This window comes from Candidatus Latescibacterota bacterium (assembly GCA_020633725.1).
Classification (GTDB): Bacteria; Krumholzibacteriota; Krumholzibacteriia; order JACNKJ01; family JACNKJ01; genus VGXI01.
Map to the genome: position 1 here is coordinate 412,255 of JACKDC010000003.1, position 20,606 is coordinate 432,860.

At 70.5% G+C, this 20,606-nt stretch carries 12 protein-coding genes and 1 pseudogene; 6 read left to right on the forward strand and 7 right to left on the reverse strand.

Annotated features, from left to right (window positions below; all coding sequences use genetic code 11):
* Positions 1 to 143 precede the first annotated feature (143 nt).
* Complete coding sequence (locus tag H6693_09025) at positions 144 to 1,457, forward strand: OFA family MFS transporter (protein MCB9516326.1); 1,314 nt, start codon at positions 144 to 146, stop codon at positions 1,455 to 1,457.
* Between the two features lie 59 nt (positions 1,458 to 1,516).
* Here H6693_09025 and H6693_09030 read toward each other — a convergent pair whose 3' ends face one another.
* Positions 1,517 to 2,248 carry a hypothetical protein gene (locus H6693_09030; GenBank protein MCB9516327.1) on the reverse strand — a complete coding sequence of 244 codons (732 nt, stop codon included), beginning with the start codon at positions 2,246 to 2,248 and terminating at the stop codon, positions 1,517 to 1,519.
* A 123-nt stretch (positions 2,249 to 2,371) separates the two neighbouring features.
* Between H6693_09030 and H6693_09035 the strand changes: the two genes are divergently transcribed.
* The 4 genes and pseudogenes from H6693_09035 to H6693_09050 all read left to right on the forward strand — a co-directional run bounded on the left by H6693_09035 (position 2,372) and on the right by H6693_09050 (position 7,146).
* Entirely contained in the window at positions 2,372 to 3,970 is a 1,599-nt protein-coding gene (locus H6693_09035) for a PQQ-binding-like beta-propeller repeat protein (GenBank protein ID MCB9516328.1), read from the forward strand.
* A gap of 65 nt (positions 3,971 to 4,035) precedes the next feature.
* Positions 4,036 to 4,974 carry a PD40 domain-containing protein gene (locus H6693_09040; protein MCB9516329.1) on the forward strand — a complete coding sequence of 313 codons (939 nt, stop codon included), beginning with the start codon at positions 4,036 to 4,038 and terminating at the stop codon, positions 4,972 to 4,974.
* Between the two features lie 96 nt (positions 4,975 to 5,070).
* A pseudogene (locus tag H6693_09045) lies at positions 5,071 to 5,253 on the forward strand (helix-turn-helix transcriptional regulator).
* Between the two features lie 579 nt (positions 5,254 to 5,832).
* The gene (locus tag H6693_09050; protein ID MCB9516330.1) at positions 5,833 to 7,146 is read left to right on the forward strand and encodes a hypothetical protein; all 1,314 of its coding nucleotides are present in this window, start codon (positions 5,833 to 5,835) and stop codon (positions 7,144 to 7,146) included.
* A gap of 9 nt (positions 7,147 to 7,155) precedes the next feature.
* Here the strand turns inward: H6693_09050 and H6693_09055 are convergent, their stop codons facing one another.
* From H6693_09055 to H6693_09075, 5 genes are all read right to left on the reverse strand, one after another.
* Positions 7,156 to 7,977, reverse strand: coding sequence for a T9SS type A sorting domain-containing protein (locus H6693_09055; GenBank protein MCB9516331.1), 822 nt, complete (start codon positions 7,975 to 7,977; stop codon positions 7,156 to 7,158).
* A 245-nt stretch (positions 7,978 to 8,222) separates the two neighbouring features.
* Positions 8,223 to 10,358 carry an alpha-glucan family phosphorylase gene (glgP, locus tag H6693_09060; GenBank protein MCB9516332.1) on the reverse strand — a complete coding sequence of 712 codons (2,136 nt, stop codon included), beginning with the start codon at positions 10,356 to 10,358 and terminating at the stop codon, positions 8,223 to 8,225.
* Between the two features lie 98 nt (positions 10,359 to 10,456).
* Positions 10,457 to 12,727: a S8 family serine peptidase gene (locus H6693_09065; protein ID MCB9516333.1), complete on the reverse strand. Its 2,271-nt coding sequence runs from the start codon at positions 12,725 to 12,727 to the stop codon at positions 10,457 to 10,459.
* A 14-nt stretch (positions 12,728 to 12,741) separates the two neighbouring features.
* On the reverse strand, positions 12,742 to 13,092 hold the full coding sequence (locus H6693_09070; GenBank protein ID MCB9516334.1) for a VOC family protein: 351 nt from the start codon (positions 13,090 to 13,092) through the stop codon (positions 12,742 to 12,744).
* A gap of 96 nt (positions 13,093 to 13,188) precedes the next feature.
* Positions 13,189 to 15,174 (reverse strand): FG-GAP repeat protein, encoded by a 1,986-nt coding sequence (locus H6693_09075; protein ID MCB9516335.1) that lies wholly within the window; start codon positions 15,172 to 15,174, stop codon positions 13,189 to 13,191.
* A 344-nt stretch (positions 15,175 to 15,518) separates the two neighbouring features.
* Here H6693_09075 and H6693_09080 point away from each other — a divergent pair, with 344 nt between their 5' ends.
* The gene (locus H6693_09080; protein ID MCB9516336.1) at positions 15,519 to 19,337 is read left to right on the forward strand and encodes a S8 family serine peptidase; all 3,819 of its coding nucleotides are present in this window, start codon (positions 15,519 to 15,521) and stop codon (positions 19,335 to 19,337) included.
* Positions 19,338 to 19,407: 70 nt separating this feature from the next.
* Here the strand turns inward: H6693_09080 and H6693_09085 are convergent, their stop codons facing one another.
* Positions 19,408 to 20,373: an HNH endonuclease gene (locus H6693_09085; protein ID MCB9516337.1), complete on the reverse strand. Its 966-nt coding sequence runs from the start codon at positions 20,371 to 20,373 to the stop codon at positions 19,408 to 19,410.
* Between the last annotated feature and the right edge of the window lie 233 nt (positions 20,374 to 20,606).

Genomic DNA, 20,606 nt, shown 5'->3' on the forward strand with positions numbered 1-20,606 from the left:
GCGGCCGGCGCGGCGCGCGGAAACAATATAAACAGGTCTTGATTGCCATCTTATCCCTGCTATATTGGCACCCGTGAGTTTCCTCACGGTCCCACGCCTACAGTCTGGAGCGGCCAGTCCCCGCCCCTCTCGGGAGGACAAGCATGCAGAAGCAGGACAAGGTCATGAATCGCTGGTGGGTGGTGCTGGGGGCGTTGGTGATCCAGCTCTGCCTGGGCGCCATCTACGCGTGGAGCGTCTTCACGCCGAGCCTGAAGGCCGCGCCCTTCAACTTCAGCGCCACGCAGACGCAGGTGGTCTTCTCCGTCGGGCTTGCGGTCTTCGCGCTGGTGATGGTCCTCGCCGGCCGCTGGCAGGCCAAGGCCGGGCCGCGCCGCGTGGCGCTCAGCGGTGGCGTGCTGCTGGGTCTCGGCTACATCCTGGCCAAGTTCATCGGCTCGAGCTTCATGGGGCAGATCCTCTCCATCGGCGTGATCGGCGGCGCGGGCATCGGTCTCGCGTACGTGTGTCCGATCGCCGTGGGCATGAAGTGGTTCCCCGACAAGAAGGGACTCATCACGGGTCTCGCGGTGGCCGGCTTCGGCTTCGGCGCGCTGATCTGGATCAAGCTCGCCGGCGCATGGGGCCACCTGATCGAGAGCATGGGCGTGCTGAACGTCTTCGGGCTCTACGGCGTGATCTTCCTGGTGGCCGTGAGCCTGGGCAGCCTCGTCATGGTCAACCCGCCGACGGGCTGGAAGCCCGCGGGCTGGTCGCCGCCTGAGCCCAAGGTGCAGGGCAGCAAGGTCACGGGCCAGCTCACCATGCAGCCCGACCAGATGCTGCGCACGCCCCAGTTCTACATGCTGTGGACGATCTTCATCTTCAGCGGCATGGCCGGCCTGATGACCATCGGCATCATCAAGCTCTTCGGCATCGACGCGCTCAAGGCCAGCGGCCACGACGCCGCCTCCGCCAGCGCGATCGCGGGCACGGCGATGGCCGTCTTCTACTCCCTGGCCAACGGCATCGGCCGCATCGCCTGGGGCGCCATGAGCGACAAGCTCGGCCGCAAGCTCTCGATCACGCTGATGACGGCCGTGCAGGGCGTCATGATGCTGCTCTTCTACTGGATGGGCGGCAACACGGCGCTGCTCTACCTGGGCGCGACGATCATCGGCTTCAACTTCGGCGGCAACTTCGCGCTCTTCCCCACCGCCACCGCCGACTTCTTCGGCACGGCGCACGTGGGACAGAACTACGGCTGGATGTTCACCGCCTACGGCGTCGGCGGCATCGTCGGCCCGATCATGGCGGGCGCCTTCCGCGACAGCGGCAGCTGGCTGCCGGCCTTCATCATCAGCGGCGTGCTCTGCCTCGTGGCCGCGGGCATCGCGCTGGCGCTGAAGCCGCCGCGGCCGGCGGTGGTGAGCGTCCCGGACCTGGAGCGCGCGCCCGAGAGCGTCGGCGCCCGCTAGAGTCTTTCCCCGAGAGACGAGTCAGGGGGAGCCGGCCGGCTCCCCCTTTTCGTTGGCGGCTAGTCGGTGGCCGCGCCGATCTCGCTCATGCTGAGCGCCACGCGGATCTTCTCGTGCACCAGCAGCGGCACCTTGATCTCCAGGTCCATGTCCACCTGGCGCGGCAGGTCGAGGCCGCGGTAGTCCTCGAGCGCGGCGTCCACGCGCCAGCGCTTCACGCCGAAGCGGCCCTTGGCGGGCTCGAGCTCGGCGTGGCAGAGCGCGCCGGTGGCCGGGTCCAGCCAGAGGCGCCCCTTCCAGAGGCCCTTCTTCTTGACCCGCGGGCGCAGTTCGAGCACCGCGAACTCGCGGCCCTCGCGCGTCTCGCGGCCCTGGGCGACGAAGCGGTACTCGTCGCGGCGGCCGGCTTCGAAGAAGTCGTAGCTGACGTCGAGGCGGTGGTCCTCCTTGTCGTCCTTGGCCTCGGCGTCCTTCTCCTCGTCGGCGTCCTTCCCGTCCTCGTCCTTGCTGAAGACCAGCTCCTTCCCCTCGGTCAGGATCTCGGTGGAGTCGGGGCTCCACTGGATCGCGTCGGCCCAGGCGCGCTCCTCGTGCTCGAGCTGCTCGTCGCCGTTGGAGAGCCGGGTGTGGGTCTCGAGGTGAAAGCGATAGGGCGCGAAATCGGCCGCGGCGGCGTCGGCGCGGTCGAAGGCGCGCTGGACGACGGGATCCACCTCGGCGGCGAGGGCGGGACCGAGCCCGACCGCGAGCAGCACGGCCCCCATGAGAGGCCAGGACGGTGTCGATGGCATGCTTCCTCCTTGCGCCCCGGGTCGTGGGCCGCGGCAGTATAGGCTCAGGAACGCCCGCGAACGCAAGCCAAGCCCTGGCCAGCTGTGCTAGACTTATTGCATCCAACACCAGGGGGGTGGGTCATGAAGCACTGTTTCCGCTTGATCGTCAGCCTCTGCTTGCTCGCGACGCTGTCGGCCACGGCCGGCGCCACGCTGAGCCGTCAGGTCTTCGTGCAGGACGAGCAGGGCACGCGGATCGTCCGCAGCGACATGCCCGGCGAGGACACCGGCGCCTCGGTCACGATAAGGGATGCGCTGCTCTGGCAGCACAACATCACGGGGAACATCTACTCGAGCTGCGCGGTGGCGCCGACCACCCTCATCGGCGGCAGCGGCAACGGCGCCAGCTGCCCGGCCAACTACTTCCATGTGAGCTCCGGCGGCGTGCCCGACTGGACCTTCACCGGCGGCGCCAACCAGGCCCACCTGCGCGCGCTCACGCTGGCCATCAGCGAGGAGATCCCCGCGATCAACGGCCAGCGGCTGCACGTCTACGACGCGGACATGCCGCCCACGGAGCTGTGGAGCAAGGACGTGGCGAACGTCTCCCTGCCCTCGTCCTGCCTGCGGGTCTCCGAGGACGGGAGCGTCGTGGCCGTGGCCTACAACAGCGACACCGGCTGCACCGTGAAGGCCTTCGACGCCGCCACCGGCGCACACATCTCCACCTTCGATTCGCCGGTCGGCCAGTATGCCCGCGCCCTGCGCATCACCGAGGACGGCAGCCGCATCGTGCTGCGGGCGGGCGCGACGCTGCACGCCATCGACACGGCCACCGGCACCAGCATCTGGACGGGCAACGTGGGCGCCAGCGCCGACCCGCTGGGTCTCTCGCCCAACGGCCGCTGGATCGCCTCGGGCTGGACCTTCATCTTCGTCTACGAGTGGGACGGCAGCACCTACCAGTTCCGCTGGTCCTACAACGGGGGCAGCAGCAGCTGGTACCTGGGCACCTGCGCCGTGGCGGACAACGGCGCCCTGATCGCGGGCTGGTACACGACCAGCTACAACCAGAACAAGGTCCACTGGTTCGACGCCGCCGCGGGCAACGTGCCGAGCTGGGAGTATCTCTTCCCGGTCTCCGGCGGCAGCTACCAGGACGTGCCCTCGGCCAGCGCCATCGACGGCTACGCCGCCGCGATGGGCAGCTGGGGCGATCAGACCGGCACCAACGCCGAGATCAACATCTTCCGCTCCAGCGAGACCTCGCCGGTCTTCAGCGTGAACACGAGCGGCTCCATCTACGACCTCGACATGCACGGCTACGGCCTCCCCGGCGGCCGCTATCCCAACTGGGTGGTGGCCTGCGGGAAGCACGTCCACGCGAACGAGTTCGGCAGCGGCGGCGACCTCTATCTCACCAACGTGCTGGGCCCGACGGCCGTGCCTGACGGCGCCGCGCCCGCGCCCATCGCGCTCAGCGCCCATCCCAACCCGTTCAACCCGCACAGCACGCTCACGCTGACGCTCGATGCGGCCGGTCCCGCGCGGATCGTCCTCTACGACGCCGCCGGCCGCCGCGTGCGCGCGCTGCTCGACGGCCTCTGCGTCGCCGGGGAGAACACGGTGGTCTGGGACGGTCGCGACGACGCGGGCCAGCCCGCCGCCAGCGGGGTCTACCTGGCGCGCGCGAGCGCCGAGGGCAGCACGGCCGTGCGGCGGCTCGTCCTGCTGCGCTGATGCTTTTGCGAAGGCGGCGCCGAGGCCTTAGACTGGAGATAGCCACGCTTCACTCGGGAGGCCCCGTGCGCCGCCTTCTGCTCGCGCTCCTCGTCCTCGCCCTCGCGCCCGCGCCGGGCGGCGCCACGCTCTTCCGCCCGGTGGCCGCCAGCCCCGATCCCGACGGCGCGCCCAGCTTCTCGCCCGACGGCCAGTGGATCAGCTTCTCCTCGCCCATGAGCGGCGACTGGGAGATCTACACCGTGGGCGCCTGGGGCGGCCCGCTGACGAACTTCACCGACAACCCCGGCGTGGACATCTACGCGAACTGGAGCCCCGTGGGCGGGTGGATCCTCTTCACCTCGCGCCGCGACAACGGCCACGGCGTGGACGACATGGACCTGTGGCTGAAGAGCACCGACGACGGCGCCCTCGTCAACCTCACCACCTACGACGGCTACGACAACTTCGGCGCCATCGATCCCACGGGCGAGCGCGTGGCCTTCTCCAGCGACCGGGGCGGCGAGGTGGAGATCTGGGTGATGCCCCTGGCGGACCCGTCCGCGGCGGTCCGCCTCTGCACCGGACCCGTGGACTGCTTCCACCCCTGCTGGAGCCCCGACGGCGCCTGGGTCGCCTTCGACGCCCACGCCCCCGGCGACTTCACCAAGACGCGGCTCTACCGCGTGCCCGCCACCGGCGGCGCGCCCGAGGAGATCCCCATCGACATGAAGGTGGGCAGCGACCCGGGCTGGTCGCCCGACGGCCGCTACCTCGCCTTCGCCGGGGGAGACGACGTCATCCTCTGGGACCTCTGGCTCTGGGACTTCGAGAGCCAGGAGCTCGTGCAGCTCACCGACACGCGCTTCATCGAGCAGTCGCCGCTCTGGAACGCCGCGGGGACGGAGATCGTCTACGCGGCCTTCCCCGACGGCAACAAGGACATCTGGGTGGCCTACGATCTGCCGGTCACCGTCCCCGTCGCGCGCCAGAGCATGAGCGGCCTCAAGGCGCTCTTCCGCTGATTCCCCCGCCGGCCCCCTTGACAGGCTTGATCGTCGCTGCTATTATCTAACCGTTCAATTAAAACAATCGGTCAAGACGGAACGGACAGGCCATCCATGAGCGCGGTCACCCGTCGGCAGTTGCTGAACGCGGGCCGCCGGGTCTTCGCCCGGCTGGGCTTCGACGGCGCGCGCGTGGACCTGATCGCCCGGGAGGCCGGGGTCAACAAGGCCCTGATCAACTACCACTTCCGGGGCAAGGAGGGCCTTTACCGGGAAGTGCTCGCGGAGGAGCTGCGCGGGGCCACCGAGGCGCTGGAGTCGCGCCTGGCGGCCGAGCACTCGGCGGAGCGGCGCCTGCTGGCCTGGCCGGCGGCCCTGGCCGCCCTGCTCGAGGAGCGGCCGACCCTGGCGCCGCTGCTGCTCGGCGAGGGTCTGCGGGGCGGGCCCGGCCTCGACCCCGACGCGCTGCCCGGCGAAGCCCTGCTGGCGCGAACGCTGGGCGAGGCCCGCGGGGACGGGCGTCTGCCGCCCCTCGAGACCGCGGACCTGCAGCCGGTCCTGCTGGGGACGGTGCTCCTGGCCGGGCTGCAGGGCAGCGCCGCCCCCGCGGCGACGCTGCTGGCCGGATTGCTGGAGCGGGGGCTCCTGACGCCCCCGACGGACACCGGGGATCGCTGACGCAGGAGGGTGAGAGCGACTCGCGGCGATCCCAGGCTCGGGGGCCGGCGTCCGGCGGACGCCGGCCCCAGCGGCACGCGGCCCGCTTGACCTGCGTCGGCGCAAGTGTATCTTGGACCCTGGACTCTGTTTGACCCGCCCCCGTCGCCCAGCGCTCGGGCCCGCACGGGGCGCCGGCCCAGCTCCCGGAGACACAGCATGCCTCACATCATCGGCATTCGTCGGGAAGACAAGAACCGCTGGGAGCGCCGCGTGCCCCTGGTGCCCGCCGATCTGGGCCGCCTCGCGCGCGAGGACGGCCTGGACTTCATCGTGCAGCCCTCGCCCATCCGCACCTACAAGGACGAGCACTTCGCGGGCGTGGGTTGCCGCGTGGAAGAGGACCTGAGCCCCGCGAAGGTGGTCTTCGCGGTGAAGGAAATCCCGCTCGACCTGCTCGAGCCGGAGACGGCCTACGTCTTCTTCGCGCACGTGATCAAGGGCCAGGCCTACAACATGCCGCTGCTGCAGCGGCTGCTCGACCTGCGCTGCACGCTCATCGACTACGAGCGCATCGCCGACGCCAAGGGGCGGCGGCTCGTCTTCTTCGGACGCGAGGCCGGCCAGGCCGGCATGATCGAGACCTTCCACGCGCTCGACCGCCGGCTGCGCTGGGAGGGCTTCGACTCGCCCTTCCAGGGCGTGAAGCAGGCCTACGCCTACAGCGACCTGGAGCACGCGAAGCGCGAGCTGCGCGAGCTGGGCCTGTCCATTCGCGCGGGCATCGACCCCGACCTCGCGCCGATGGTGGTGGGCTTCGCCGGCTACGGGAACGTCAGCCGAGGCGCGCAGGAGATCTTCGACCTCTTCCCCCACGACGAGGTGGAGCCCGGCGAGCTGGCGGCGCTCTTCTCGAACAAGCAGCCGCCGCGGGACCGGCTCTACAAGGTCGTCTTCCGCGAGGAGGACATGGTCCTGCCCGTCGATCGCGACGCGGACTTCGATCTCCAGGACTACTACGCGAACCCCGAGCACTACCGCGGCCGCTTCGCGGACTACCTGCCCTACCTCAGCGCGCTGGTGAACTGCATCTACTGGACCGAGCGCTATCCGCGGCTCATCTCCCGCGCCGACGCCCGCAGCCTCTGGAGCGCCGGCCGCCGCAACCTGCGCGTGGTGGGCGACATCAGCTGCGACATCGACGGCAGCATCGAGTTCACCACCAAGGCCACCGAGCCCGATCGGGCGACCTTCGTCTACGATCCCATCTCCGACGGCTTCAAGGACGGCGTCGAGGGACGCGGCATCGTGGACATGGCCGTGGACAACCTGCCCTGCGAGCTGCCCCGCGACGCCTCGAACACCTTCAGCGCCGCGCTGCGGGGCTTCGTCGCGCAGCTGGCGCGGACGGACTTCGACCGTCCCTTCGCCCAGCTGGGATTGCCGCCGGAGCTGGCGCGGGCCGTCGTCACGCACCAGGGCGCACTGACCCCGGACTATCGCTATCTGGAGGAGTTCCTGGGGGACGACTGAGCCGCGGGCCTACTTGACCAGCATCAGCTTTCGACTGCCCTCGAGCCCGTTCCCGCTGGTCAGGCGCGCCAGGTAGACGCCCGACGGCAGCGGGCTGCCCGCGTCGTCGCGACCGTCCCAGACCACGCTGTGCGTGCCGGACTCGAAGCGCCCCTGGGCCAGCACGCGGAGCTGCCGGCCCGCCGTGTCCACGATCGCCAGGCGCAGGAAGCTCTGCTCGGCCGTGGTCTCGAAGCGGAGGGTGGTGCTGGGATTGAAGGGGTTGGGATAGGGCGCCGCGAGCAGATTGCCGGGGCCGACCGGGGCGACGTCCGTGCTGTTCCCGAAGGTCAGCAGCGGGCTGTGGCCATCCCAGCCGTGGACGGGCGTGTCGTCGCTGCTGTTCCGCAGGCCGAACCAGCCGTCGCCATTGGTGGTGAAGGCGCCCTCGCCGCCCGCGCGGATCGAGTAGCTGATCACCACGCGATCGCCGGGCGCCAGCACGCCACGGCCGCCGGGCCCGGACGGATCGTCGAGGATCCAGCGGAAGCTGCGACGGCCAGGCATCAGCACGTCGCCGTTCTCGTAGGCGAACTCCACCGGCTCGTCGTTCACGGTCACGGTGCCGGGCGCGACGGTGATCCAGGTCGGGTACTGGTCGGAGAAGTAGAGCCCGCCGATGGTGTCGCTGCTGTTGTTGACCAGCTGCACGCGGACGGGGACGAAGACCCCGGCGGGGAGGGTGCCCGTGGGGTACTCGCGCACGTAGGCCATGGGCGTGTTGGGCGGATAGATGGCCCCCTGCACAGGCATCGCGAGCAGGCAGATCAGAATGACGAGCAGGTGTCGCATCGTGCTGCAGCCCCGTTGTGGCGGTGGGTCGATCCCCAAACAAAAGCCCGGGCTCTCTCGCGAGTTCACGGGAGACCGCGGCGCCGGGCTCCAAGGTCTGTAAGGGTCCTTACCTGTCGGCGCCCGAACGGCCGACAGTATAGCACAGTGGATGGGAATCCCCCAGGGTTTCCGGGAAAATTCACAGGGAATGGACCTTCCGAACAGGTGGAAGGGATCTTGAATGATCGAAATGACGCTCGCGGTCAGACGCGCGAGCGCTGGGCGGTCCCCGCGGCCGGCTGATAGCACTGGTACAGGTAGTCCCGCACCATGCGATTGGCGCTGAAGCGCCAGGCCAGGGTGGCGATGCTGTTCTTCATCATGTCCACCCAACCCAGGGGGATGCCCTCGGGATTGCGCTGGAAGTAGAGCGGGATCACCTGCTCCTCCAGCACGCGGAACAGCGCCTCGCGGTCGTGCGCGTCCTGCACCTCGGGATCGCTGTGGTGGTAGTTGCCGCCGATGGCGAAGCCGTTGGCGCCGTCGTAGGCCTCGGCCCACCAGCCATCCAGGATCGAGCAGTTCAGCCCGCCGTTCATGACGACCTTCTGCCCGCTGGTGCCGCTCGCCTCGAGCGGGCGCCGCGGCGTGTTGAGCCACAGGTCCACGCCCTGCACCATGTGGCGCGCCACGTTGATGTCGTAGTCCTCCAGCACCACCAGACGGCCCTTGAAGCGCGGGTCGCGGGAGAGCTGGAAGAGGCGCTGGAGCTTGCCCTTGCCGGGCTCGTCGGCCGGGTGGGCCTTGCCGGCGTAGATGAACTGCACGGGGCGCTGCTCGTCGCCCAGCAGACGGGCGAGGCGGTCCATGTCGTCCAGCAGCAGGTCGGCGCGCTTGTAGGTGGCGAAGCGGCGCGCGAAGCCGATGGTGAGGGCGCGCGTCGAGAGCACGCGCGAGGCGTCGGCGACGGCCTCCTTGCCCTCGCGGCGGCGCGTCACCTGGGCCACGGAGCGGCGGCGCGCGAAGCCCACCAGCCGCGAGTTCAGCAGCTGGTGCGCCTCCCACAGCTCGCCGGGATTGAGCTTGTAGATGCGCCGCCAGGTCTCGGGCTCGTGGATCCGGTCCTGCCAGTCGCTGCCGATGCGCTGCTCGTAGAGCTTGGCCATCGACGGCGCCACCCAGGTGGGCACGTGCACGCCGTTGGTGATGTGACCGATCGGCACCTCGCGCTCGGCCCGCTCCGGCCAGAGGCGGTGCCACATGCGGCGGCTCACCCGTCCGTGCAGCGCCGACACGCCGTTGGCGCGGTCGGCCGAGCGCAGGGCCAGGGTCGTCATGCAGAAGAGCGAGTTCGGGTTGCCAGCCTCCACGCGGCCGATGGCGAGGACGTCCTCCACGGACCGGCCCATGCGCGCGGCCAGCGGCGCCAGCGCCTCCTCCACCAGGTCCGGCGAGAAGCGGTCGTGCCCCGCCTCCACCGGCGTGTGCGTGGTGAAGACGGTCATCCGGCTCACCTCGGCGCGCGCCTCGTCCCAGCTCATGCCGTCGCGCTCCATGAAGCGCCGCGCCTGCTCGAGCACGACGAAGGCGCTGTGGCCCTCGTTGAGATGCAGCACCCCCGGATCGATGCCCAGCGCGTTCAGCGCGCGCAGCCCGCCCACGCCCAGCAGCAGCTCCTGGCGGATGCGCGTGCTGCGGTCGCCGCCGTAGAGCGTGCTGGTGAGCTGGCGGTTGAAGGCGTCGTTCGCGTCCACGTTGCTGTCCAGCAGCAGCATGGTGCAGCGGCCCACCTCGGCCTTCCACACGCGCGCGTGGATGATGCTGTCGCGGGTCTCCACCGCGATCATGAGCGGCTGGCCGTCGGCGCCCTTGGCCAGGGACATGGGCAGGGTCTCGAGGTCCGCCTCGCCGTAGGACTCCTGCTGCCAGCCGTCGCTGTCGAGGTGCTGGCGGAAGTAGCCGTGGAAGTAGAACAGCCCGACGCCGATCAGGGGCAGCCCCAGGTCCGACGCACTCTTGATGTGATCGCCCGCGAGAATCCCCAGACCGCCCGAGTAGAGCGGCAGCGACTCGTGCAGGCCGAACTCCGCGCTGAAGTAGGCCACGGGCTGCGCCAGCAGCGAGCCCGGGCCGCCCTGGTCCCGCAGCCCCGGGGTCGCCAGGTACTCCTCCAGGCGGTGGAAGGCGTAGTTGATGCGGCTGTCGATGGCCATCTCTTCGGCGCGCGGCAGCAGCTCCCACTCCTCGAAGTGCTCGAGGAAGGCCAGCGGGCTGTGGTGCGTGCCGCGCCAGCGGGCCGGATTCAGATCCCGGTAGATGGCGATGACCTCGGGATGCCAGGTCCACCACAGGTTCCGGGACAGCTTGCGGAGCTTGTCGAGGTAGGTCGTCATGGCCATGCCGCCGTATAGCATGCCCCAGGGGGGCTGTCCAGTTGGCTGATGATGGGAAAGTCCTGCCGTGCCGGCAGATATGACCCGAGGACGCCCGCCCCCGCTCAGCGCAGGAGCAGGATCCGTGCGGCCTGGGAGACACCGCCGCCCGCCGTCTCCAGCCGAGCAAAGTAGATGCCGCTCGCCGCGGGATTGCCATCGTCGTCGCGGCCGTCCCAGCGCAGGTCCACCTCGCCGCCCTGCTCCGCGCCGCCGAGCCGCGCGACCCGGCGACCGGCCACGTCGTAGATGCGCAGCGCCACGCTCTGGTCCGCCCGCAGTTCGGCGCGCAGCGAGAGCGTCGCTCCCCCACCGGCCACGAAGGGGTTGGGGAAGGGGTTCTCCAGGCGGACGAAGGCCGGATCCTCGAGGTAGGCGGTGACCGACTCGCCGAGGTCGCCGTTGACGGCGAGTCCGTAGCCCTGGGGCCCGAGGGGAACGCGACGGCCGCGCACCCGGATCTCCCACTCGCCCGGCGTCGGCGCCTTGACCAGCACGCGCTCCACCATGTTCAGCGCGTCGGGATCGCCGCCGGGCATGGACTCGCCCGCGTCGACGTCGAACACGTTGCCGAGGAACAGGCCATCGGGCCCCACGACCTCCAGGTCGAGATCGTTCACCACCGGCGTCAGCGCGCCGGGCTGCGCCGGCGGGTCCGTGAAGGCGAGCGTCACCGCCAGCGGCTCGCCGGCGGTTTCGACCTGGATCCGGTAGATGTAGCGATCGCCCGTGTCCAGGCCCTCCGCGTTGCGGCGGTCGGCGAGCCAGAGCTCGCGGCTGTCGCCGGCGAAGAAGAGGGCGTCGTCGAGCAGCACGCGTCCCCAGCCTTCCACGTCGTTGGGATAGCCGGGCGGGAAGCTGTCCATGGGGACGGTGGCGTTCATCAGCAGCGCGCGCAGCAGCGCGCCGCTGGGCGCCAGCGAGTCGGCGGGCGTCGCCGCGCCGCTGGGGTAGAAGCCGTCCGTGAGGTACTGGCGGATGAGCGCGACGGCCCCGGCGGCGGAGGGACAGGCCATGGACGTCCCCGAGATCGCGCGGAGGCCGCAGTCGGCCTCGGAGTCGGCGGCCCAGACGCCGGCCCCCGGCGTGAACACCTCGGGCTTGCGGCGGCCGTCCTGCGTGGGGCCGCTGCCCCCGTTGGCGTGCGCGTTGAAGTCGCCCACGGACTCCTCGATGTGGGCGGCGGCCACGCCCACCACGTCCTTCGCGTTCTCGGGCGAGCCCAGCGGCGCGCCGATGGCCCCGTTGGCCACGGCGAAGAGCACCACGCTCTCTTCGTAGTCGTGGCTGAAGGCGTCGATGTCCGCGCAGAGCGCCGTGTAGGCCTGCTCGGAACTGCCCCAGGAGTTGCTGTGCACGCGCGCGCCGTGCTCGTAGTGGGTGACGAGGTCGCCGTAGAGGTCGTAGCCCGTCTCCTGGTAGTCGGAGTGCGCCATGCGTGCGGCCCAGGCCATGCCCCTGAACTGCGTGCCCATGGTCTCGTCGATGGGCGCCGCATCCCCGCAGAGGATGCCGGCCGTGTGCGTGCCGTGGGTCTGGCCGTGCGCGATCTGCGGGCCGCGGTAGACGATCTTCCGATGGTCGGGCCCGATGGGATCGCCTTCGGGATCGGCGAACCAGCAGACGGTGTCGTCGAGCTGCGAGTCGATGTGCCCCACGATCTGCCCCTCGCCGTGGATGCCGTGGTCCCAGACCGGCGTGCTGTGCCAGATGCCGCTCTGCACGATCCAGGGGACGCGGCTCATGCGGTCGGAGAGCTCCGCCGCCGGCTCCAGCCAGAGCAGATCGGGCAGCGCCGACAGGGCGTCGAGCGCGCCGGCGGGCGCGCTGAGCCACAGTCGCGGGCGCCGCTCCCGGTCGGCCGTGCGTTCGACGCGCGCGCCCAGCGCCGCGGCCTGATCCGCCCGCAGGCGGACGGGCGCGCCGTCGGCGAGCAGCGCCGTCAGCGTGAGCGGGCCGGCCGCGTCACGCGCGGCGACCCGCGCGCGCGGCGCGACGCGCCAGGACGGTCGATAGTCGGTGAGCAGGTCGACGCCGGGCAGCGCCGCGAGGCGCGCGAGCACGGCGTCTTCCGCGCGCAGCAGATAGGCGTCGTCGGGCAGGTAGCCGAGGATGCGCGCGCCCACGCCCTCGATCCGATCGCGGTCGCGCCGGCCGGGCGCGTGGTCGAACTGCAGGATGCGCAGGGCGTCCGTGGCGGCGGGGCCTTGCAGGGCGGGCAGGGGCTCCCCCGCCCGCAGCGTGGCCGCGTGGAGCGCCACGCGATCGGCCCACGCGGCGGTCGCGAAGGAAAGCAGCAGCAGGGCGGCCAGGGGTAGGGCGCCGCGTCGAGGCATGCGAATCTCCTCGTTCAGTGGCTGGTCGCCTTGAAGAAGCTGATCAGGTTGCCCTCCGGATCCCGCACGTGCAGGAAGAGCGCGGCGTCCGTGAGCTCCTCCTTGAAGATGGCGACGCCCCGCTCCGCGAGCACGGAGCGCAGGGTGATGGGATCGTCGATCTCCACGTCGAGGAACGTGGAGTCGCCGGTGGGCGCGTCCCAGGCGCCGGGCTCGGACTCCACGAGTCCCAGCGTGAGGCCGCCGGTGTCCAGGTAGCAGAAGTTCGGCCCCTCCTCGCTCACGTCCCAGCCGAGGACGCGGGTGTAGAAGCGCTTCATCTTCTTGAGGCTCTTGCAGCGGTAGGTGACGCTCACGGCGCGCATGGGGCTCCTCGGGTATCGGCATCGCCCCGGCAGCGCGGTCGGCCGCCGGGGCTGGAGGGAGTCAAGCGGCCCGGGGGGCCGAAGTCAAGCCTCTGGCTACTTCAGCAGCACGGCGCGGAGGGTGCGGTGCTCGTCCCCGGCGCTGAGGCGGAGCAGATAGACCCCGGCCGCGAGGGCGCGGCCGTCGTCGCCCTGCGCGTCCCAGCGCAGGCTCTGCGCGCCCGCGGGCAAGTCCCGCGCCGGAAGCGTGGCCACGCGGCGGCCGTGGACGTCATAGGCGGCCAGGCTCACGGAGGCCGGGGCGCCCAGCGTGAAGTCCAGCGTGCAGCGGGGGTTGAAGGGGTTGGGCGCGAGCGAGGCCGACTGGATGAGCGCGGGAGCGAGGTCCTCGGGTTCGAGGGTGAGCAGCAGGAACTCGGCGCCGTCCGCCGTGAGGCCGTAGAGCTCGTAGCGGGCGCCGCCGGCGGGGGCGGCGTCGTCGAAGGTGTACCGCCAGCGGCCGTTCTCCGCGCTGGGCTCGAGGGGTTCGGGGTTCAGCGGCTGCGGACTCGTCTCAGGCTCGGATTTCACCGCCGCCACCAGTTCGCGCTGGCTGATCCCGCCCTCGCGGAAGCGCTGCGCCAGCGCCGCGCGGCCCTGCGCGGCCTCCGGCGCCGGCAGCAGCCGGTAGACGTTGAAGGGCAGCGGCTCGCTGCTCTCCCAGCGGAGGCGCACGGGGCCGTCCTGGCTGCGCAGCGCGCGGCCGTCCACGGCCACCGCGGGCGGGACGGCGGTCAGGTCCACGCCGCCCTCGATAGCGTAGGCCCAGCCGCCGCTGGTCAGGTACTGCGTGCCGGCCAGCACGTCGGGGCCGCCGCCGTTCAGATCGTCGGTGCCGCGCACGCTGAAGAGGCGCGCGCCGGCCGCGAAGATCCAGAGCGTGTCGCCGTCGGCGCCGTTGAAGAGGTAGACCTTGGTGTCGAAGGAGCCGCCGATGACCTCGTTCACGCCGTCGCCGGTGACGTCGTCCACCCTGTCCACGGCCCAGAAGTCGCCGCCGTTCAGCGTGCCGGCCCAGGACTGCCAGATCAGCGCGCCGTCGGCGCCGCTCACCACGCGCACGGCGCGATCCCAGGAGCCGATGGCAACGTCGCGGACGCCATCGCCGTTGACGTCATCGAGGGTGACGAGCCGCATGATGTACTGGAAACTGCCGTTGTCGAAGGTCCAGAGCAGGTTGCCCTCGCGGCCGCTGTAGCAGCGCACCTGGGCGGACTGGCCCCAGTTGCCGATGACAACGTCGTCGACGCCATCGCCGTTGACATCGTCAACCAGGGTGGCGGCGTAGTTGCTGGCCCCGGTGTCGCGGACCCAGAGCTGGGTGCCAACACCGTTCACACCGACGCCGCTGGCGCAGTAGACGCTGTGGTCGTTGTCGCCGGCACAGAACAGCACGTCGGCCGCGTCGTCGCCGTTCACGTCCGGCAGGGCCACGGCCATGTAGACCGCGTCCAGGGGATGGTAGAAGCGCCAGAGGGGAACGCCGTCGGCGCCGCTCAAGAGGTAGCCGCTGTTGCTGTCGCTGCCCAGGGCGCAGGCGACTTCGGGGAGGCCGTCGCCGTCGATGTCGGGGACGGCGCTCACGTCGTAGACCCAGCCCGAGGCGGGCGTGTCGTAGGAGTCGAAGGTCCAGAGCAGGGCGCCGGTGCGGCCGTCGATGGCGTGGACGCTGCGGTTGCCCCAGGCCGTGCCCAGCAGCACGTCGGGAAAGCCGTCGCCGGAGAGGTCGCCGCAGACCTCGAGGCAGTTGTCGCCGTCGCCGCCACCGTCGCTGACGCCGCTGCTCGGCCGGGCCGACCAGATCACCGGCGGCGGGTCCCCCATCCCGCCGGAGAGCAGGTAGAGATGGTCGCCCGCGGCGCCGGCGTCGTAGGTCTCCACCACGATGTCAGGGGATCCGTCGCCGTCGACATCCGGCAGCGTGGCCATGGCGTTGATGTCCTCGATGCCCTGGAAGCGCCAGATCTGGTCGCCGGCGTCGGCGTGGGCGAGGGCGGGAAGGATCAGGGCGAGGGCGACGAACCACGGGGCGTGGCGTGACATGGCGGACCTCCCGGCTTGAGCGGCTCAATTGTAGCGCCAGCGCTGGTCCGGACACAACGCGCATGGGCGCGCGCGGGCAAGCAGTTATCGTGAAAGAAGTCTCATGCCAGTCGGGACGTGTAATCAATCAAGGACACTGTCGCCTCCCTGGACGTAAACGTCGACAACCCTCACTTGCGCAGGGACTTGCCCGGTATCGCCGAGAATCCTCCTCCTCAATCAGCTTTTTTGCAGACAGGCTAGCGCACGCATGTTACATCTACGAGCATGGGGGAGCCGGCACATCGCTCCCCTCGCGCGGTCTCCCCATCCGCGCCACAACCCCAGCATCGAGGAGGATCGCGATGAAAGCTGCGCTTCACAAGGCGCTGGCGCCGGCGGCTTTGGCCCTGGCCCTCTGCATCCTGCTCGCGCTGCCCGGCCCCGCGGCCGCGGCGAACACGCGCGAGTTCACCCCGGTTCAATCCGGCTTCCAGGCCCGAGGCGAGGCCCTCCCGCTCTTCGCCCCGGGCCGCGTCCTGGTGAAGCTCCAGCAGGACGCCATGGAGGCATCGATCATCCCCGGCACGCTCGCGCGCGACGCGGCCCTGCCCGCCGCCCGCACAGGCATCGACCGTGTGGACGCAGTGCTCGCCTCCGTGCAGGCGGCGACCGTCCGCCGCGCCTACGCCACGCCCGCCGATCAGCGGCAGGCCGAGGCGCTGGGCGTGGAGCGCTGGTTCATCGTGGACTTCACGGCGCGCGTGGCGGCGGACCAGCTGGCGCGGCGCCTCGCCGACCTGCCCGAGGTGGAGGCGGCCACGGTCGACTGGCGGGCCTTCCCCGCGGTCGTGCCCTCCGACCCCATGCACTCGCTGCACTGGGGCCACAACAACACGGCCCAGCTCCTCAGCTACGACTGGTCCACCTTCAGCCACGAGAACGGCTCGCCGGTGGGCACGCCCGGCTTCGACGCCAACGCCCACGCGGCGTGGGACGGCGCGCAGGGCTTCGGCAACAGCGGCGTGATCATCGCCATCATCGACAGCGGCGTCGAGGCGGGTCATCCGGACCTGCGCCAGGTCGCCGGCTACGACTACGGTGACAACGACAGCAACCCGGACGACAACTCCGCCTCCCCCGGCCACGGCACCGCCTGCGCCGGCGTGGCCGCGGCCATGACCAACAGCCTCGGCACGGCCGGCATCGCCGCCGACTGCAGCATCATGCCGCTCAAGGTGGCCAACAGCGCCGGCAGCATGTACTTCTCGTCCATCCAGAACGCGCTCTATCACGCGGCGGACAACGGCGCGGACATCATCAGCATGAGCCTGGGCGCGGCGATCAGCAGCGACCCGGCCACGGACACCGCGCTGCAGTACGCCTACAACGCCGGCGTGACGATCCTCGCGGCCACGGGCAACGAGAACGCCAGCACCATCAGCTACCCGGCGATCAACCAGTACGTGATCGCGGTGGGCGCGGCCTCCCCCTGCGGCGAGCGCAAGCGCTCGAGCAGCAACAGCAGCGAGCTGAACCCCGGGGTGAATGCTGACCCCAACGGCTACACCTGCGACGGCGAGCGCTGGTGGGGCTCGAACTACGGTTCGACCTCCCAGGGCGCTGCCAGCGCGGTCGACGTGATCGCCCCCACGATCCTGCCCACCACCGACCTGCTCGGCTCGGCGGGCTACGATCCGAGCGACTACTCCAAGTGGTTCAACGGCACGAGCTGCGCCACGCCCTACGCGGCGGGGGTCTGCGCCCTCATCAAGGCCGCCAACCCGGGCTGGACCCCGGCGCAGGTGCGCACCCAGCTGCGCAGCACGGCGCAGGACATCACCAGCGTCGAGTCCGGCACGGGCTGGGACCGCTACACCGGCTACGGCATGGTGGACGCGGCGGCGGCGGTCGGCGGCGGCACGACCACGGACCAGGTGACCGTCACCTATCCCAACGGCGGCGAGACGCTGACCGGCGGCGGCAGCGCCACCATCACCTGGACCAGCCAGGGCAGCTTCAGCACCGTGAACATCGACTTCTCGAGCAACGGTGGCGCGAGCTGGAGCACCGTGGTCACCGGCACCGCCAACGACGGCAGCTACGGCTGGACCGTGCCGTCCACGGCCACGACCCAGGGCCGCATCCGCGTGAGCGGCGGCACGGCGTCCGACACCAGCAACAGCAACTTCACGATCAACGTCTCCACCGGCGGCGACTACGCCACTCTGCCCTACAGCACCGGCTTCGAGTCTGGCGCGGTGGACAGCTACTGGACGACCACGTCCAGCGGCAACGGCCGCGTGCTGATCACCACGGCCAACACGCCCCACTCGGGCAGCTACCAGATGACCATGGACACGTCCACCAGCGGCAGCTACGCCACCAACGAGGCCTGGCTGCACCTGGACCTCTCCGGGGAGACCGGCGTGGACCTGGACTACTGGTGGAAGGAGTTCGGCGACGAGACGCACAGCACCGACGGCGTCTACTTCTCCAGCAACGGCGGCGCGAGCTTCGTCAAGGTGCAGAACCTGAACGGCGGCAGCACCACGAACAACACCTGGCAGCACTACACGCTGGACCTCGACGCGCTCGCCTCCGCCAACGGCCTCTCGCTGACCAGCACCTTCGTCGTCAAGTTCCAGCAGTACGACAACTACCCGATCAGCACCGACGGCTTCGCCTTCGACGACATCACCGTCCAGGGCAGCGCCCCGCCGCCCGACGCGATCACGGTGACGGCGCCCAACGGCGGCGAGAACTTCACCGCGGGTGACGCCGCCGGCATCACCTGGAGCTGGACCGGCACCTTCACGACGGTGAGCATCGACTACTCCACCAACGGCGGCTCGAGCTGGACCAGCATCACCGGCAGCACGGCCAACGACGGCAGCTACACCTGGACCGTGCCCGCCGAGGCCACGACCCAGGGCCGCGTGCGCGTGTCAGGCGGCACGGCCTCCGACGCGAGCAACAGCAACTTCACGATCACGGTGCCCAGCGGCGGCGATCGCGCCACGGTGCCCTACAGCACCGGCTTCGAGTCCGGCGCGGTGGACAGCTACTGGACCACCGCCTCGACCGGCAACGGCCGCGTGCTGATCACCAGCGCGAACTCGCCCCATTCGGGCAGCTACCAGATGACCATGGACACCTCCACCAGCGGCAGCTACGCCACCAACGAGGCCTGGCTGCTGCTCGACCTCGCCGGCCAGACCGACGTGGTGCTGGACTTCTGGTGGAAGGAGTTCGGCGACGAGACGCACAGCACCGACGGCGTCTACTTCTCCAGCAACGATGGCGCCAGCTTCGTGAAGGTGCAGAACCTGAACGGCGCCAGCTACGCGAACAACACCTGGCAGCACTTCACGCTGGACCTTGACGCGCTCGCCAGCGCCAACGGGCTCGCGCTCAACGGCAGCTTCGTCGTGAAGTTCCAGCAGTACGACAACTACCCCATCGCCACCGACGGCTTCGCCTTCGACGACATCAGCGTCACGGCAGGCTCGGGCGGCGGCAGCGGCATCACCGCCGAGACCGAGCCCAACGGCGACTCGAGCACGGCCAACGGCCCCGTGGGCGATGGCACGGCCGTCGCGGGCACGATCTCCAGCAGCAGCGACGACGACTGGTTCTACCTGGACGTCGCCACTGCCGGGAACATCAACATCTCGGTGGCGATCGGTTCCAGCGCGGACCTGGACTGGTACCTCTACAACTCGTCGCTGACCGAAGTCGCGCGCGGTTACACCACCTCCAACCCCGAGGCCGGCAGCTACAATGCCGCCGCGGGCCATTACTACCTGCGGGTGGACGGCTACCTCGGCGCCACGAGCAGCTACACGCTTACGGTGGCCGGCGGCCTCGCCCGGTATATGCCCGGCACGCCCAAGACCGTCCCGGCGGTCTTCGCGCTGGGCCAGAACCACCCGAACCCCTTCAACCCGAAGACGACGATCCGCTTCTCCCTGCCCGATGCCGGGCAGGCGCGCCTCTTCGTCTTCGACGTGAACGGGCGCCAGGTCGCCACGCTCATCGACGAGCACCTGGAGGCCGGCGAGCACACGGTCGACTGGAACGGCCGCGACGACGCGGGCGTGCGCGTGAGCTCGGGCGTGTACTTCTACCGCCTGGACGCACCGGACCACACCCAGACCCGCAAGATGCTGCTCCTGCAGTAGCCGCGGTTCCGCGGAAGCTCCAAAGCCCGGCGACCCCGTGTCGCCGGGCTTTTTCGTGCAGCGGCGTCAGTCAGGGCGAGCCGCGCGCGCTCGCCCCGGCGACGACCGCCCGCGCGAGGCCCCGCTCGTGATGGAGCTGATGGCACGCGCTGCAGAGCGTGATCAGGTTGCTCGGGTCGTTCGTGCCGCCGTTCGCGCGGGGCTTCCGGTGGTGAACTTCGAGGAAGCGCGTGCTCGTGCAGCCCGGACCCTGGCAGCGGTGGCCGTCACGGGCGAGGATCTTCCGCCGCAGCGCGGGCGTGAGCGTGCGCGGCGGGTCGCCCCCGGGGGCGGGCAGTTCGCCGCGGCCCGTGACGTAGGCCTGCGCCCCGCAGTCCGGGCAGCGGCGAATGATCACGGTGGCGGCTTGCTTCACCCGCCCCCGGGGGCGGATGGCGAGCGCTGCGAGCACCAGCTCTTCCTTCGGGTCTAGCTGCCCGTCCTTGCGAAGCTGTTCGATCAGCGCTTCCCAGCGCGCGTACTGCTCGGGCGTGAAGCTCAGCGTGACGCGCAGGGGCGCGGCGGCTTCGGCGTCGCTGCGACGCGCTTCGGGCTCGCCCGCCGCGAACAGCGCCGGGGGATCCTGGCGCTTCCTCGGCGGCCGCGGCCGGCTCGCCTTCACCTTGCGCTCCAGCGCGCGGCGGCCGAGCCGCTTGGCATCGTCGAGCCAGCGGCCTTCGTTCGCCGGCGTCGCCACCGAGACGAGCTCCCGCGCCTTGGTCCAGGGCAGCTCGCCAGACTCGACGGCGCGTCGTGTCTCCGGCAGGCGCTCGAGTGCACCGGCCATGCGCACGAAGGCCGAGAGCTTGCGCTCGGAGAAGCCCAGCGCCTCTCGCCCGTAGGCATGGATCGAGGAGTAGCCCAGTTCGCGGTAAAGCCCCTCCTCCAGGATCGACGCGAAGGAGAGCAGCGCGCCCTTCTCGAGGCGTTGCAGTCGCTCAAGTTCAGTCGTCAGAGCCCGGTGCAGTCGCCGGGCGCGGTCGGCTCGAGTCTGCATGATGAAAGTCCCAGGAAAGTGCAGCGGGAGGCTTGCGAGGGATACCAATGTATAGTATCATACGAAGGCCGTCAAGGGCGGCACGACAGATAGTCGAGAGAATCTTCCCGCGGCAGCCCCCAGCCGCCCCCGGGGGCGGGCGAGACCAGGAGGTCCGATAGCGCCAGACACGCGCCGCCGCTGAACAACCCGCCCCCGGGGGCGGCCGAAGACAGCCAATAGCGGCCTCGGTC

What these genes read in the sequence shown, in the direction of transcription:
- H6693_09050 (MCB9516330.1), top strand. Translation starts at nt 5,833, where the DNA reads ATGCCTCACATCATCGGCATTCGTCGGGAAGACAAGAACCGCTGGGAG.
- H6693_09080 (MCB9516336.1), top strand. Translation starts at nt 15,519, where the DNA reads ATGAAAGCTGCGCTTCACAAGGCGCTGGCGCCGGCGGCTTTGGCCCTG.
- H6693_09025 (MCB9516326.1), top strand. Translation starts at nt 144, where the DNA reads ATGCAGAAGCAGGACAAGGTCATGAATCGCTGGTGGGTGGTGCTGGGG.
- glgP (MCB9516332.1), bottom strand. Translation starts at nt 10,358, where the DNA reads ATGGCCATGACGACCTACCTCGACAAGCTCCGCAAGCTGTCCCGGAAC.
- H6693_09085 (MCB9516337.1), bottom strand. Translation starts at nt 20,373, where the DNA reads ATGCAGACTCGAGCCGACCGCGCCCGGCGACTGCACCGGGCTCTGACG.
- H6693_09065 (MCB9516333.1), bottom strand. Translation starts at nt 12,727, where the DNA reads ATGCCTCGACGCGGCGCCCTACCCCTGGCCGCCCTGCTGCTGCTTTCC.
- H6693_09055 (MCB9516331.1), bottom strand. Translation starts at nt 7,977, where the DNA reads ATGCGACACCTGCTCGTCATTCTGATCTGCCTGCTCGCGATGCCTGTG.
- H6693_09070 (MCB9516334.1), bottom strand. Translation starts at nt 13,092, where the DNA reads ATGCGCGCCGTGAGCGTCACCTACCGCTGCAAGAGCCTCAAGAAGATG.
- H6693_09030 (MCB9516327.1), bottom strand. Translation starts at nt 2,248, where the DNA reads ATGCCATCGACACCGTCCTGGCCTCTCATGGGGGCCGTGCTGCTCGCG.
- H6693_09075 (MCB9516335.1), bottom strand. Translation starts at nt 15,174, where the DNA reads ATGTCACGCCACGCCCCGTGGTTCGTCGCCCTCGCCCTGATCCTTCCC.
- H6693_09035 (MCB9516328.1), top strand. Translation starts at nt 2,372, where the DNA reads ATGAAGCACTGTTTCCGCTTGATCGTCAGCCTCTGCTTGCTCGCGACG.